General features: G+C 25.5%; 15 protein-coding genes. 7 read left to right on the forward strand and 8 right to left on the reverse strand.

Features of this window, described 5'->3' with window-relative positions; all coding sequences use genetic code 11:
- Positions 1-283: 283 nt before the first annotated feature.
- Together ABDZ71_RS17720 and ABDZ71_RS17725 are read right to left on the reverse strand one after the other, a co-directional pair.
- Positions 284-1,120 (reverse strand): CvfB family protein, encoded by an 837-nt coding sequence (locus tag ABDZ71_RS17720; RefSeq protein ID WP_343763837.1) that lies wholly within the window; start codon positions 1,118-1,120, stop codon positions 284-286.
- Positions 1,121-1,328: 208 nt separating this feature from the next.
- Positions 1,329-2,438, reverse strand: coding sequence for a YibE/F family protein (locus ABDZ71_RS17725; protein ID WP_343763839.1), 1,110 nt, complete (start codon positions 2,436-2,438; stop codon positions 1,329-1,331).
- Positions 2,439-2,729: 291 nt separating this feature from the next.
- Between ABDZ71_RS17725 and ABDZ71_RS17730 the strand changes: the two genes are divergently transcribed.
- From ABDZ71_RS17730 to ABDZ71_RS17755, 6 genes are all read left to right on the forward strand, one after another.
- Positions 2,730-2,864 (forward strand): flagellar biosynthesis anti-sigma factor FlgM, encoded by a 135-nt coding sequence (locus ABDZ71_RS17730; protein WP_343763841.1) that lies wholly within the window; start codon positions 2,730-2,732, stop codon positions 2,862-2,864.
- A 383-nt stretch (positions 2,865-3,247) separates the two neighbouring features.
- Positions 3,248-3,874: a hypothetical protein gene (locus tag ABDZ71_RS17735; protein ID WP_343763843.1), complete on the forward strand. Its 627-nt coding sequence runs from the start codon at positions 3,248-3,250 to the stop codon at positions 3,872-3,874.
- On the forward strand, positions 3,864-4,628 hold the full coding sequence (locus tag ABDZ71_RS17740) for an ABC transporter permease (RefSeq protein WP_425544738.1): 765 nt from the start codon (positions 3,864-3,866) through the stop codon (positions 4,626-4,628). Before ABDZ71_RS17735 ends, ABDZ71_RS17740 begins: the two co-directional genes overlap by 11 nt.
- Positions 4,615-5,325 carry an ABC transporter ATP-binding protein gene (locus ABDZ71_RS17745; protein ID WP_343763847.1) on the forward strand — a complete coding sequence of 237 codons (711 nt, stop codon included), beginning with the start codon at positions 4,615-4,617 and terminating at the stop codon, positions 5,323-5,325. The genes ABDZ71_RS17740 and ABDZ71_RS17745 overlap by 14 nt, the downstream gene beginning before the upstream one ends.
- 185 nt (positions 5,326-5,510) lie before the next feature.
- Positions 5,511-6,479, forward strand: coding sequence for an ABC transporter substrate-binding protein (locus ABDZ71_RS17750; protein ID WP_343763850.1), 969 nt, complete (start codon positions 5,511-5,513; stop codon positions 6,477-6,479).
- Positions 6,480-6,811: 332 nt separating this feature from the next.
- Positions 6,812-7,117 carry a DUF4491 family protein gene (locus ABDZ71_RS17755; protein ID WP_343763852.1) on the forward strand — a complete coding sequence of 102 codons (306 nt, stop codon included), beginning with the start codon at positions 6,812-6,814 and terminating at the stop codon, positions 7,115-7,117.
- A gap of 283 nt (positions 7,118-7,400) precedes the next feature.
- Here ABDZ71_RS17755 and rlmD read toward each other — a convergent pair whose 3' ends face one another.
- Together rlmD and ABDZ71_RS17765 are read right to left on the reverse strand one after the other, a co-directional pair.
- Complete coding sequence (gene rlmD / locus ABDZ71_RS17760; RefSeq protein ID WP_343763854.1) at positions 7,401-8,759, reverse strand: 23S rRNA (uracil(1939)-C(5))-methyltransferase RlmD; 1,359 nt, start codon at positions 8,757-8,759, stop codon at positions 7,401-7,403.
- A gap of 25 nt (positions 8,760-8,784) precedes the next feature.
- Entirely contained in the window at positions 8,785-9,147 is a 363-nt protein-coding gene (locus ABDZ71_RS17765; protein WP_343763856.1) for a DNA-binding protein, read from the reverse strand.
- A gap of 245 nt (positions 9,148-9,392) precedes the next feature.
- Here ABDZ71_RS17765 and ABDZ71_RS17770 point away from each other — a divergent pair, with 245 nt between their 5' ends.
- Entirely contained in the window at positions 9,393-10,148 is a 756-nt protein-coding gene (locus ABDZ71_RS17770; protein ID WP_343763858.1) for a sulfite exporter TauE/SafE family protein, read from the forward strand.
- A 140-nt stretch (positions 10,149-10,288) separates the two neighbouring features.
- On the opposite strand, the gene ribH is transcribed toward ABDZ71_RS17770, so the two are convergent.
- From ribH to ribD, 4 genes are all read right to left on the reverse strand, one after another.
- Positions 10,289-10,753 (reverse strand): 6,7-dimethyl-8-ribityllumazine synthase, encoded by a 465-nt coding sequence (gene ribH / locus ABDZ71_RS17775; RefSeq protein WP_343763860.1) that lies wholly within the window; start codon positions 10,751-10,753, stop codon positions 10,289-10,291.
- Positions 10,754-10,849: 96 nt separating this feature from the next.
- The gene (locus ABDZ71_RS17780; RefSeq protein WP_343763862.1) at positions 10,850-12,055 is read right to left on the reverse strand and encodes a bifunctional 3,4-dihydroxy-2-butanone-4-phosphate synthase/GTP cyclohydrolase II; all 1,206 of its coding nucleotides are present in this window, start codon (positions 12,053-12,055) and stop codon (positions 10,850-10,852) included.
- A gap of 190 nt (positions 12,056-12,245) precedes the next feature.
- Positions 12,246-12,902: a riboflavin synthase gene (locus ABDZ71_RS17785; RefSeq protein ID WP_343763864.1), complete on the reverse strand. Its 657-nt coding sequence runs from the start codon at positions 12,900-12,902 to the stop codon at positions 12,246-12,248.
- A gap of 92 nt (positions 12,903-12,994) precedes the next feature.
- Positions 12,995-14,098: a bifunctional diaminohydroxyphosphoribosylaminopyrimidine deaminase/5-amino-6-(5-phosphoribosylamino)uracil reductase RibD gene (gene ribD / locus ABDZ71_RS17790; protein ID WP_343763866.1), complete on the reverse strand. Its 1,104-nt coding sequence runs from the start codon at positions 14,096-14,098 to the stop codon at positions 12,995-12,997.
- Positions 14,099-14,228 lie beyond the last annotated feature (130 nt).

Consider the following 14,228-nt stretch of genomic DNA (forward strand, 5'->3'; position numbering starts at 1 on the left):
ACCTGCCTTTTTGCTACTATTATCAGATAAAAAATTTAATCTGCGTTTCATTTATATAGTATAGAATCCTTAGAGTAGTAATTCAATCGGATAAATCTTTTATAATAAAAAACCCCATAAGATCTTCCTTATAGGGTTGAAACTTAATAATTTTCAACAAATCACTTAGTAATCATAACATTTTAGTAAGTAAATTGCAATAAAAATATCTCTTATAACTAAATATTTTTATTTACTAATATAAATTATCTATAATTATTGTATATTAAACCATAATTAGTAATTATATAGCTTTTATTCCATTTTCTATAAATTTGATTTTTCTTTCTTTCAAAAGTCTTCCTACCCCTCTTTTGAAAGCTCTTTTACTCATATTTAATTCACTTTTTATTTTATCTGGATCACTTTTGTCATTTAGATATAAAACTCCACCTTGGCTTTGAATTTTTTCTAAAATAATAGTTGAATCTTCGTCCATTTGTAAATAAGCCTTTTTTCTTATGCTTAAATATACTTTTCCATCTTCTCTAACCTTAGTTACTCTACCTTCTACAGTCTTACCATAAGTACATTCATTATACATTTCATTTTTAGGTATTAATCCATCATATTTACCATCTATAACTACAAAAGCACCCATTTCTGGATTTACATTGTAAATTATTCCAGTTACCTCATCATCTTTTTCATATGTTGAATATTCTCTTAACATTTTATTTATCTTCATAGTAGCACATAATCTATCACTTTTGTCTACATAAAGTGCTACTATATACTCTTTTCCTATTTCAATTTCATTTGTTTGCTCATTAAATGGCAAAAGCAAATCCTTTTCTAATCCCCAATCTAAAAAAGCTCCTATTTTAGTTTTATCTACGGCTTTTAAAAACTTAAATTCTCCTAGTTTTATCTTAGGACTTCTTGTTGTAGCTATCATTCTATCTTCAGAATCTCTATAAACAAATACTTCTATTTCATCTTCTACATTAAAATCTTCTGGCACTTGTTTTCTTGGAAGTAATATATCTTCTTCCCCTTCATCTTCAATACAATTTAAATAAACGCCTATTGATGTATCTCTAATTATTTTTAATTTTTGTACTTTTCCTAATTCTATCATAATGCACCTTCTCTTCATCTTTGTTATTTATTATTTAAAATATAATTAACAAACTAAAAAAGCAATTAATATTTGATTTTTATATTTGTTACCTGTTATTTTTTAATTCAATTAATATCTCGTCTATTATATCATTTATTTACCTACATTCAAATAAATAACTAGTGAGTATTTTATTATTTCTTTTCATATTTTTTAATTTATATTTTTATTTAATTTCTAAAAAAGCAGCTATAAAAACCGTTACTGGTATTGTAATTATAAGTCCTATACTTCCTGCTAAAGATCTAACTATTTCAGAAGCTATATTTTGGCTATTTATTATATATGTTAGTGAAATATTTTGAGCTGCAAAAAACATAATAACATTTAATGCTCCTCCTGCATAGGCAAGTATTAATGTATTTGACATTGTTCCCATTGCATCTTTTCCTACATTCATACCAGCTCTAATAATTTCTTGTCTTGAAATTCTTCTACTATTATATGCAATTTCATGCATAGATGAAGCTATAGACATACTAACATCCATTACAGCTCCTAATGCACCTAATATTATCCCTGCAAATAGTATTCCTTGAAAACTAAAATCTACTCCCCTTACTCTTTGCATTAAATTAAAAGCTTGTTCATCTATTCCAGATAAAGACATTAATTTTGTCATAATCAATGCTATAATACCAGCTATAATAACTCCTGTAGAAGTTCCTATTATTGCAGATAAAGTTTTTTTATGAAATCCATTTAATATTATAAGAGTTACTATTATTATTCCTATACATACACCTATAGATGTAGTAATTGGGTCACTCCCTTTTATGATTTTAGGAATTAATATTTTAATTACAAATAATCCGGTTATTACTAATGTTAAAATAGACTTAAATCCTTTAAACCCACCTATAATTAATAATAGTAAAATAAAAATAGCTACCAGAACCATTATATATTTTTCTCTTACAAACTCATATATGTAAGTCTCTTCTAAATTTCCTTCTCCATCTTCTGAAATATAAACAATTACTCTTTGTCCTTTTTTAAGAACTAAAGGTTTGCTATCAGATACTCTAAGTTCATTAGCTACTACTAATTCTTTTCCTTTATATTTTCCTTCTTCTATAATTATTTTTACTTTTCTTTCTTTGCCTTGTTTTTCCATACTTTCTATTACCTTAGCTTTTACAAGTTTATTCTCTTCTGGCATTTTGTTATTTTCATTTTCCTTTGCCAAAACTTTTGCATTAAATAAACAAGTTACCATAATTAAACCACAAAAAACCATTCCCACTATTTTTAAATATTTTTTCATAATATTCATCACTTTACCTCCATTCTAATAATTCATTCCTATATTTATTAAAGTAAATTAATTATTAGAACAAAGTTTTTTTAATTTTTTTATCTACAACTTAAATATTTTATTTAACTTTATTTAATTTTTACAACAAATTTCAACCTTTTACGACAAAATTTTCAACGTTTATTACATATTCACTCTACTAAGCATACTTATGTGTTAAAATTCATTTGAAATATAGTTTTTTACATCTAGTTCATATTAAACTTAATTTAATAAATTTTACTGACCTATTAGGAGTGAATTCGGATTATGTGCAAATATACAAGTGAAAGAAAACGATTAGAAAATATAAAAAAACAAATACAAAATGGAACCTACAAAATAGATTCTAAATTAATAGCTAATAAAATCATTCAACAAATAAAACAAACTGCTCACAAATAATTTAAGTTGAGCAGTTTTTTTATAATCTTAAATATTGAAATTATAAAAAATAAAGTAGCTAATTTTATCTATTTTATTTTTTACTATATATCACTAGTGTTAAACTTTTGGAATTAAAATACTATTGTCAAAATTAATATTAAATTTTATAGTAAAAAAGCCAGCAACAAATAGTGAAACTAGATTGTTTAAGAGATATCCACAAGTTTATCCATTACTATTTTGGAAATTTATTTTTATATTTTAAATAGAGATTTATTTTATATTAAAAATAATTTTATTTATAACGTGTAAACCTTATTATTATAAAAAATTTGACTGATAAAGTAGAATTTGATATTATATTAAATGATAATGAATCTCATTTTCATAATGTAAAGGTGGTGAAAATATTGAATTATATATGGATAAATCCTGTAGTTGAAAAAATGTATAAAAAAAATTTAGATAATATTAAAAATAAGCTTAATAAGAACGGATTTAAGGTGATTTCAGCAAGTGGACAAATTCAAATAGTTAAAAACAAGTTTAAAAACATAATATTAACTTCTAAAAACACAGTACTAGATACCCGTTGTCCTACTGCTATTAATCATATAAATAAAAATAAAAATATAAATAAAAATATTTATACTGTACCTAAAATTGAACCTATTTTAATACATACAGCAAAATATTTATATGATATTCACATAAAAGATTCAAAAGAAAATAACCTTATTATAACAACTCCATGCAAAGCTTTAAAAGAACTAGGAACAAATGTTTTTAAAGATAAACAAGGTATAAAGTTTTTTACTTGGTTAGAAATTTGTAATATGTTTAATATACAAAGGGTTTCAAAATGCAAATCATCTCCAATACCTTTAGGATTTTTTAGAGATATTTCAGAAAATGTTTTAGAAATAAGTGGCGAAGATAAATTTAATGAATCTTTTCTCCAAAAGGGATATGATATTATTGAGATGTTATATTGTTCAGGAGGATGTAATAATGGTGATGGCATATAAATTTAAAAAACATTTAGTTATAATATTAATATTTATTATATGGATTATTGGAAGTACTTTGAAATGGTGGAATTCTTACATTCTTCCAACACCTAAAGAAGTTATATTATCAGCATATATATTAATAAAATCAGGTGATTTAATCAAACATATATCTATAAGTACTTTAAGAGTATTTGAAGGATTTTTTATAACAATCTGTTTAGCAATTCCTATAGGAATTCTATTTGGAGTTAATAAAAATATTTATGATTATTTTAAAAATTTACTTGGATTTTTAAGACATACGCCTCCTCTATCATTAGTTCCCCTTCTAATACTTTGGTTTGGTATAGGAGAAAAATCTAAAATAATAATTATAATATTAGCTTCATTTTTCCCTGTTTTACTAAATACTATTAATGGAGTTGAAAGTTGTAGCAAAAAATTAATCGAAGTTGGACAAACTTTTAATCTTAGTAAACTAAATATATTTAAAAAAATAATAATACCTTGGGCTTTACCTGACATTTTAGTTGGTATGAGATTAGCAATAGGTTATAGTTGGAGAGCTATAATTGGAGCTGAAATGATAGCCGCTTCTTCAGGGCTTGGATATTTAATTTTAGATGGTGAACAATTATCACGTTCATCTATTGTTATAGTAGGAATATTATGTATCGGAGTTCTTGGTTGCTTGTCTGATTGGTTATTTGGAATTTTAACTAATAAATTTAACTATACAAAAGAGGTGAATAATCATGAGGGGCTATAAATTAACTAAGGTTACTAAAAAATTTCATATAAATGGTAAACCGGTGAAAATTTTAGATAATTTAAATCTTTTATTAGAAGATAACAAAATTACTGTTATCTTAGGCAGAAGTGGCTGTGGAAAAACTACTTTACTTAGACTTTTAGGATATCTTGATACTGTTACTAGTGGTACTGTTGAATTTTTTAATAATTATAATTCAGTAAAACCAAAAATAGGTATGGTTTTTCAAGAAAGCAGACTTTTTCCTTGGCTTAATGTTAGAGAAAATATAACTTTTTTCTTAGATAAAAAAAATACTAATATTGAAAATAAATATCTGCATCTTATGAAATTAGAAAAATTTGGTGAAGCATATCCTTCTCAGCTATCAGGTGGAATGGCACATAGGGTAGCTATAGGTAGAGCTCTAGCTTATGAGCCTAATATACTTTTAATGGATGAACCTTTTGCCGCTTTAGACTTCTTTACTAGAGCCTATATGCAAAAAGAAATCTTAAGATTATATAAAGAAACTAATAAAGGTATAGTTTTTGTAACTCATAATGTAGATGAAGCACTATTAATAGGTCATAAAATAGTTATTTTAGATAAAGGAAAAATTCTAAAAGAATATAATATAAATTTAGAGTTTCCACGAAACATATCATCTGAAAAATTATTAAATATAAAAGAAGATATACTTTCAAAGTTATAAAACAAATTTCAAATGTTTATATAAAAATATTTTATTTATATTTGAGGGAATTACATATTTAATTTTAAAATAAAGATTTTTCAATATGTTATATTAACAACACCATTAAATATATACATTATGCAATATCTTAGATTTTTTAATTATGCAATTATCTCAATAATATATTAAAAGGAGTGTATAATATGAAAAAATTCAAAATTTTATCATTATGTATGAGTTTACTTGTAACAAGTGCAATATTTATAGGTTGTGCTAATAATGATAAAAAAACAAATGTAAAAAAAGATACACCTAAAGAAATTAATCTTACATATGTTAAAGCCCCTCTAAATGTTCCATCTATATTAGAAAAGAAACAAAATTCTTTTGATAATGCTTTTAAAAAAGATGATATTAAAATAAATTGGCATGAAATAACATCTGGTCCTAAACAAACTCAAGCATTAGCTTCAGGAGATTTGCAAATTCTTCATGCTCTTGGGGGTACATCAGCTATATTAGCTAAAGCAAATGGTGTAGATTTAAAAATAATAGGTATATATAGCAGAGCACCAAAAGCTTTTATGATAATAAGTAATAATCCAGATATAAAAACAGCTAAAGATTTAAAAGGTAAAAAGATAGCAGGTCCTAAAGGTACAGTACTCCATCAATTATTAGTAGGAGCTTTAGAAAAAAATAATTTAACAAGTAAAGATGTTAATTTTATAAATATGGGATTACCAGAAGGTTTTGCTGCATTAAATAATAAAAATGTTGATGCTGCCCTATTAGCAGGTCCAGTTGCACTAAAAGCTATAAAAAATGGTGGTAAAATAGTAGCAAATGGAGAAGGAATAGTTGATGGTACAATAGTAACTGCAGTTAGCAAAACATTTTTAGAAAATCATAAAGATTTAGTAGATAAATTTAAATCTACCCATAAAGAAACTTTAAAATTTATGAAAGAACATGAAGAAGAAACACTAAAAAAAGTATCTCAAGAAGTAGGTTTAACTATTGAAGAAACAAAACAAATGTATAAATGGTATGATTTTGATATAACAATAAAAGATAAAGATATTAAGGAACTTCAAAAAACTCAAGACTTTATGATTAAAAATGGACTTCAAGATAAAAAAATAGATATAAAAGAACTTATAAGTAAGTAAATTTTAATAGGTAGCTAGTTTCATATAAAAACGAGCTACCTACATTTCATATTATATTGGTAAGTAGATAAATTTGTTTTTTTACACAAATCTATCTACTTACCTTTTTAATATTCTATAATATTTTTTCAATATCTATTATAATTTTACTATATTATTAATATTTAAATTTTTTAATATGTAATTTTTATTGAAATTAGTTTAATAATTATATGATTACTTTCATACCATAATATACTAATATATTTACATAACTTTTATTAAATTACATATTATAGTAACATATCACTAAATATTATTAGTTATATTAATACCTTTAAGGAGGAATCCAAATGAATTATTTAGGTGCTTTTCATGGATTAATTGCTTTTATATTAATAGGACTATTTCATCCTATTGTAATAAAATCAGAATATTATTTAGGGAAAAAAAGTATATTTATTTTTGTGTTATTTGGAATCTTTTCATTATTAGTATCATTCAATACTAAAAATATAACTATATCTACTTCTTTAGGAGTATTTTCTTTTTGTTGTTTTTGGAGCATAAAAGAAGTTTGTGAACAAGAAAAAAGAGTTTTAGAAGGAAGATTCCCTCAAAACCCTAATAGAATATATAATAAAAAGCTCAAGCAATAAATCATTAATTACACTTTTTAAAACTTCTCACCTACACTATACAAAATAAATACTAATGAATAAAAAGATTTTCACTCAATATATATCTTTTAAAACCTTAGAAAATATATAAATGATAAATCTATATGGTACTTTTATTCGTAAAATCCATTTAATTTTAAACTATTTTATTATTAAAAAATTTATGTTTTTTAATAATAAAATAGTTTGCCACTAACTAAACATAACCAGTGGCAAACCGGTGGAAATCAACTGTTTTATACAAAAATAATGGCTAATATTATTAATTTTGCTTAATTAATTTAACTACAGTCTCCACATGAGGAGTAGATGGAAATAAATCCATTATTTTAATTTTTTCAGTTTGATAGCCACGTTCTCTTAAATACTCTAAATCATCAACTAAAGTTTTAGGATTACAAGAAACATAAATTATTTCTTTAGGATCAAATTTAGCTACATATTCTAATGCTACCTTATGAACTCCTGGCCTTGGGGGATCTAATATTACTATGTCTGGTTTTTCATGTATATCCTTTATTACCTTAGCTACATCCCCAGCTATAAATTCACAGTTTGTAATGCCATTTAATTTAGCATTCTCCTTTGCAGCCTTAACAGCCTCTTCTATAAGTTCTATTCCAATAACTTTTTGTGCATCTTTAGCTACGATCTGTCCTATAGTTCCTGTTCCACAATAAAGGTCAAATACTACCTTTGATTTAGCATCTCCCATAAACTCTTTTACAATGCTATAAAGCTTTTCTGCACCTTTAGAATTAGTTTGAAAAAATGACTCTGGGGATATTTTAAATTTTAAACCTAAAATATCTTCCATTATATAATCTTTTCCGTAAAGAACTTCTAATTTATCAATTTGAACTACATCAGATAATGAATCATTAATTGTATGAAGAATTCCTTTTATTTGACCTAAATATTTTTCATTTAATATTTTATCCTTTAATTCTTTAAAATCAAATTCCATTTGAGAAGTAGTTACTATATTAACTAGGATTTCTCCTGTATTTTTACCTTTTCTAATAACTAAGTTTCTTAAATATCCTTCATGACTCATAACTCTATATTTAGGCATATCTTTCTCATTAAAATAGTTTACTACTAAATTTAATATTTCTCTAAAATCACTATCTACAATTTTACATTGATCTACATTAACTATAGAAAAGCTTCTATTTTTAACATGCATTCCAAGAGTAAGATCTCCGCCTTTTTCCATATCACCAAAAGTAAATTCCATCTTATTTCTATATTCATATTTTTCTGGACTACTTTCTACTCCTAAAAATTCAAAATCTTTTATATCTTTATTATGGAATAAATTTAATACCTGCTTTTCTTTTAATTTTAATTGATCTTCATAAGGTATATATTGTATGCTACATCCTCCACATATTCCAAAGTGAGGACATACAGGTTCTATAGCTTGTGGTACATTTTCAATTATTTTTATAAGTTTAGCTTTAGCATAATTTCTTCTTTTTTTAGTAACTCTAGCTAATACCTTTTGACCTTCTACTGCACCTTTTATATAAACGTCTAATCCGTCTTGTTTAGCTATACCTACACATGGAAATTCTGAGCTTTCTATAAAAAATTCATATTCTTTTCCTTTTCTCATTGGTCAATTTTTCTTCCTTTCAAAATTAATCTTTTTTCTTTTTTTTCTTATATACATAATTAATGGAAGGATAAAATACAGATACTATTAAAAATATTATAAATAACATTCCCCATGGGTCTATAATATAATAACCTAGTATGTATTTAAAAATCAACCCTAATATGGCTAATATGCCTACTGATATAAACATAGTTCCTAATGTATTAATTATTCCTTTTTTCAAAAGATTTGAAAAAGTAATTTTATCAGATTTATCTTTACTGCTAACTTGTTTGTTTTGAGTTTTATCTATTTCTTTATCTATAGTTTGTGTTTGTACTTCTTCCTCATTTTTTTCTTTTATATCATTTTCTTTAGAACTATTGTTATCTTTATTTTCTTTCATATATATTCCTCCTTTTAATTCCAGCAACAAATACTATTATGCTACAGTAAAATCTATATGTAAATACTAGCATCCCAATAAAATTTATAAAATTTTATTAACAATTTAAACAAATATACAAATTTGTGAATGGACCTATTTTTTTATTCTGCTATAATGTATGTAAATTAAATGATATTAATAAAAAAAAACTATCATTTAATAATAAAACTATACATAATAATAAAAGATTGGAGTGTTATTTATTGCTTATTAAAATCTTATTCCTTTGCTTTGTAGGCTTCCTTGCAGCTATAATAGATGCTATAGCTGGCGGCGGAGGAATTATAACTATCCCTGCCTACCTACTTTGTGGTGTACCTCCTCACATTGCCTTAGGAACAAATAAACTCTGCGCAAGCTGTTCTGCTGTTACAAGTTCTTATGGTTTTATCAAAAGTGGAAAGGCTAATTTTAAGCTGTTAAAAATGTTAATACCCTTTAGTTTAGTTGGAGCTATCTTCGGTGTTAATACTGTTCTAGGCTTAGATCCTAAATATCTAAATGTAATAGTACTTGTATTACTTTTTATTGTTGGTATTTATACCTTATTTTCAAAAGATATTGGTATGGAAAATAAATTTAAAGGACTAAATAAAAAAAATATATTTTTAGGAATTATAATTTCTTTTTCTTTAGGCTTCTATGACGGTTTTTTTGGTCCAGGCACTGGTGCATTTTTAATATTTGGACTTACAGCTGTATTTAAATTTGATTTTGTACGTTCTTCTGCTAATTCCAAAATTTTAAATTGTACTAGTAATTTAACCTCATTATTATTATTTGCATTTAATAGCAAAATAAACTATTCTATAGCTATTCCAGTAGCTATATGTATGATAATAGGTGCTAGATTTGGTACTAAACTTGCCTTAAATAAGGGTTCAAAATTAATTAAACCTATATTTGTAACTATGTCTTTATTAGTAGCTATTAAAATGCTATACCAAGTAGTTGCTTAAACAAAAACATATAATATATTTACATTAATATTATATAATTCTCTTTATAATAAAAAAGCATATGTACAAATATTACCTATTTGCTACATATGCTTTTAATTTATTATTTAAACTTTATTGTTACTAAATGAGATTAATACCTAATTTAATTCTTTTATAAGACTAACCATTTCAATAGCTGTCATTGCAGCATCATACCCTTTATTTCCTGCTTTTGTTCCTGCTCTTTCTATTGCTTGTTCAATATTATCTGTAGTTAATACTCCAAAACTTACTGGTACTCCTTTTTCTAAAGATACATGGGCAATACCTTTAGATACTTCATTAGATACATAATCAAAATGAGGAGTAGATCCTTTTATTACAGCTCCTAAACAAATTAACGCATCATATTTATCTTTTTCCACCATTTTTTTAGCTATAAGTGGTATTTCAAAAGCTCCTGGCACCCAAGATATCTCTATGCTGTCTTCTGAAACTCCATGTCTTTTTAAACAATCTATAGCACCACTTAATAATTTAGAAGTAATAAATTCATTAAATCTTCCTACCACTAGTCCTATTTTGAAATCTTGTCCTGTAAGTTTTCCCTCAAATACTTTCATTCTAATTCCTCCTGATTTTTTAATATTTTTGCTTAATTTAAAAAACACAATCTATATTTATTTAATATAATTACAAATGCCTTTTAATCTCCTTAACTAAACTATTTTTAACATATGTCCCATCTTTTCTTTTTTAGTTTTTAAATATTTTATATTTTCTTTAACACAACCTACTTCTAGTGGTACCCTTTCTACTATCTTTAAATCAAAACCTGAAATTCCACTTATTTTTTTAGGATTATTAGTCATAAGTTTTATATTTTTTATTCCTAAATCTTTTAATATTTGAGCTCCTACCCAGTAGTCCCTTAAGTCTTCCTCAAACCCTAAAGCTAAGTTAGCTTCTACAGTATCCATTCCTCCATCTTGAAGATGGTATGCTTTTAATTTATTTAAAAGACCAATACCTCTACCTTCTTGCTTCATATAAACTACTGCACCTTTTCCTTCTTCTTCTATCTTTTTAAGAGCTACTTCTAATTGCTGTCCACAATCACATCTTAATGAACCAAATACATCTCCAGTTAAGCACTCTGAATGCATTCTAACAAGTACAGGTTCTTCTCCACTTATATCTCCTTTTACAACAGCCATATGTTCTTCCCCTGTTAGTAAATTTTTATATCCTATTGCCTTAAAATCTCCATATTTACTAGGTAATTTTACTGGCTCTTCTCTTTGTACTAATTTTTCATTTTTTATTCTATAATCAACTAAATCTTTTATAGTTATAATTTTTATATTATGTTTTTTGGAAAACTCTATAAGGTCTGGTACTCTAGCCATTTCACCGTTATCTTTCATAATTTCACATATTACTCCTGCAGGATATAATCCAGAGAGCCTTGCAAGGTCCACCGCTGCTTCAGTATGACCTGTTCTGACTAATACTCCACCATCTTTAGCTTCTAGTGGAAATACATGTCCTGGTGTTAAAAAATCTTCTGGCTTAGAATTTTTATCTACTATTTTTGAAACAGTAAAGGCTCTCTCATAAGCAGAAATACCTGTAGTTGTACCTACTGCATCAACAGATACAGTAAAGGCTGTCCCAAAAGCATCACTATTTTCTTGAACCATTTGTTTTAGTTTTAGCTCTTCTAATCTTTTTTTAGCTACAGGAGTACATATAAGACCTCTAGCTTCTTTAGCCATAAAATTAACTTTATCCCCAGTAGCTTTTTCTGCAGCTATTATTAAGTCACCTTCATTTTCCCTACCTTCATCATCAACTACTATAACCATTTCTCCCTTTTTAATATCTTCTATAGCATCTTCTATCAAACTAAATTTAAAATTCATAGTTTCCACCCTTTCATATAACAGAATATTCTTAATTTAATATTTAAAATTATTTTCACTTTATAGCTTCTTTAATAAATTCAATTTTTAATAACACATATCTTCCATTTATATATGTTATATAAAGTTTTAATACTTCTCTACTTTAAACTTTTATATAGTTAAAGTTATACCTTTCTAAAGTATAGTATTATAGAAATCCATATCTATTTAAAAAATTCTCATCTATATTAGTTTTTATTTTCTTGTCTTTATTTTCTTTAGAGTTTAAAAATTTAAATATATATTTTCCTATAACGTCACACTCTATATTTATTTCATCACCTTTTTTATTGTAAATAAGAGTTGTTTCTTTTTTAGTATGTGGAATTAAACTTACGGAAAAATATTTTTCTGTAACATCTACAACAGTTAAACTAACTCCATTTAAAGCTACTGAACCTTTTTTAACTATATAACTTAATATATCTTTAGAAGAGCTTATATATATAATAGTAGCTATACCTTCTTTTTTAACATCAATTATCTTACCTACTCCATCTATATGTCCACTTACCATATGTCCACCTAAAGGTTTATTTAAAGTTAAAGCTCTTTCTAAATTTACTAAGCTATTTTTTTTAAGGAACTTTAAATTACTTTTTCTCATAGTTTCTGCCATAACATCTACAGTAAAATTTTTTTTATCAAATTTTGTTACTGTAAGACACACTCCATTAACGGCTATACTATCTCCTAAAGAAATACTATCTAAAACTTTATCTCCTTCTATTTCAATATCTAAAAAATCAGATCCATTTTTTATACTTAATATTTTCCCTATTTCCTCTACTATTCCAGTAAACATAATCTCCCTTCTTTCTTAATATAATTTGATTATTTATAAAGAAAATATACAAATAATCACTATAACTTTATAAAATTAAGTATTTTCTTTAATTATTTATTTATATATCCTTCTATTAAAATATCTTCACCAATAGTTTCTACACTACAGCTAGATAAGGTAAATACATCTTTTAAATGGCTTATTCCTTCACCTTCTATCATGGCTTTTGATTCTTTCCCACCTATAATCTTAGGAGCTACAAAGCACATAGCTTTATCTACTATTTTTTCTTTTAATGCTGAAAAATTAAGTGTGCCTCCACCTTCTAATAAAATACTATCTAATCCTTTTTCTCCTAAAACTTTCATAAGATTTTTTAATGGAACTCTTTCTTCTTTGTTTCCCTTAAGTTCAATTATATTAACTCCAATTTGTTTTAAATATTCTTTTTTTTCTTTATTACACTTATCTGTGCAAGCTATATATATTTTTCTGTCATTTACTGTTTTTAATATTTTACATTCCTTAGGAATTTTAAGTTTAGAATCTATTACAATAACCTTTGGATCTCTTCCTTTTTCTATTCTAGTTGTTAAAAGTGGATCATCCTTTAAAACAGTATTTATTCCAACCATTATTCCCATATATTCATTTCTTACACTATGGACTTTTTCTCTTGATTTTTCTCCTGTTATCCACTTAGATTCTCCTGTTTTAGTAGCTATTTTCCCATCTAATGTAGATGCTGTTTTCATAAGAACAAAAGGCTCTTTTGTAGTTATATGTTTTATAAAAACCTCATTTAACCTTTTACTTTCTTTTTCCATAATCCCATTTATCACTTCTATACCACTATCTTCAAGAATTTTTATACCTTTACCTGATACTTTAGGATTAGGATCTTTCATTGCTATTACTACTGTTTTTATCCCTGATTTTGAAACCGCTACAGCACAAGAAGGAGTTTTCCCATAATGAGAACAAGGTTCTAAATTAACATATAAGGTAGCCCCTTTTATGTCCTTTTTAGCATTTTTAAGTGCATATACTTCTGCATGTGGCCCTCCATAATATTTATGATACCCTTCACTTATAATCTCTCCATTTTTAACTATAATAGCTCCAACCTTGGGATTAGGATTAACTAATCCTTTTCCTTTTTTAGCTAAATCTAAAACCTTTTTCATATAAAACTCATGATTTATTTTTTCCACAGAAAATCCCTCCTTACAAAAACACAGAAATAATTTTTTTAAAATACACTTAAGTAATATAAATTTAAAATACGAGATGTTTATTTTAATGTACTTAAATAGGGGTTTTTACATAAAAATAAGTCCCTGG

The sequence above is a fragment of the Clostridium oceanicum genome, assembly GCF_039521385.1.
In the GTDB taxonomy this organism is placed as follows: domain Bacteria; phylum Bacillota; class Clostridia; order Clostridiales; family Clostridiaceae; genus Clostridium_F; species Clostridium_F oceanicum.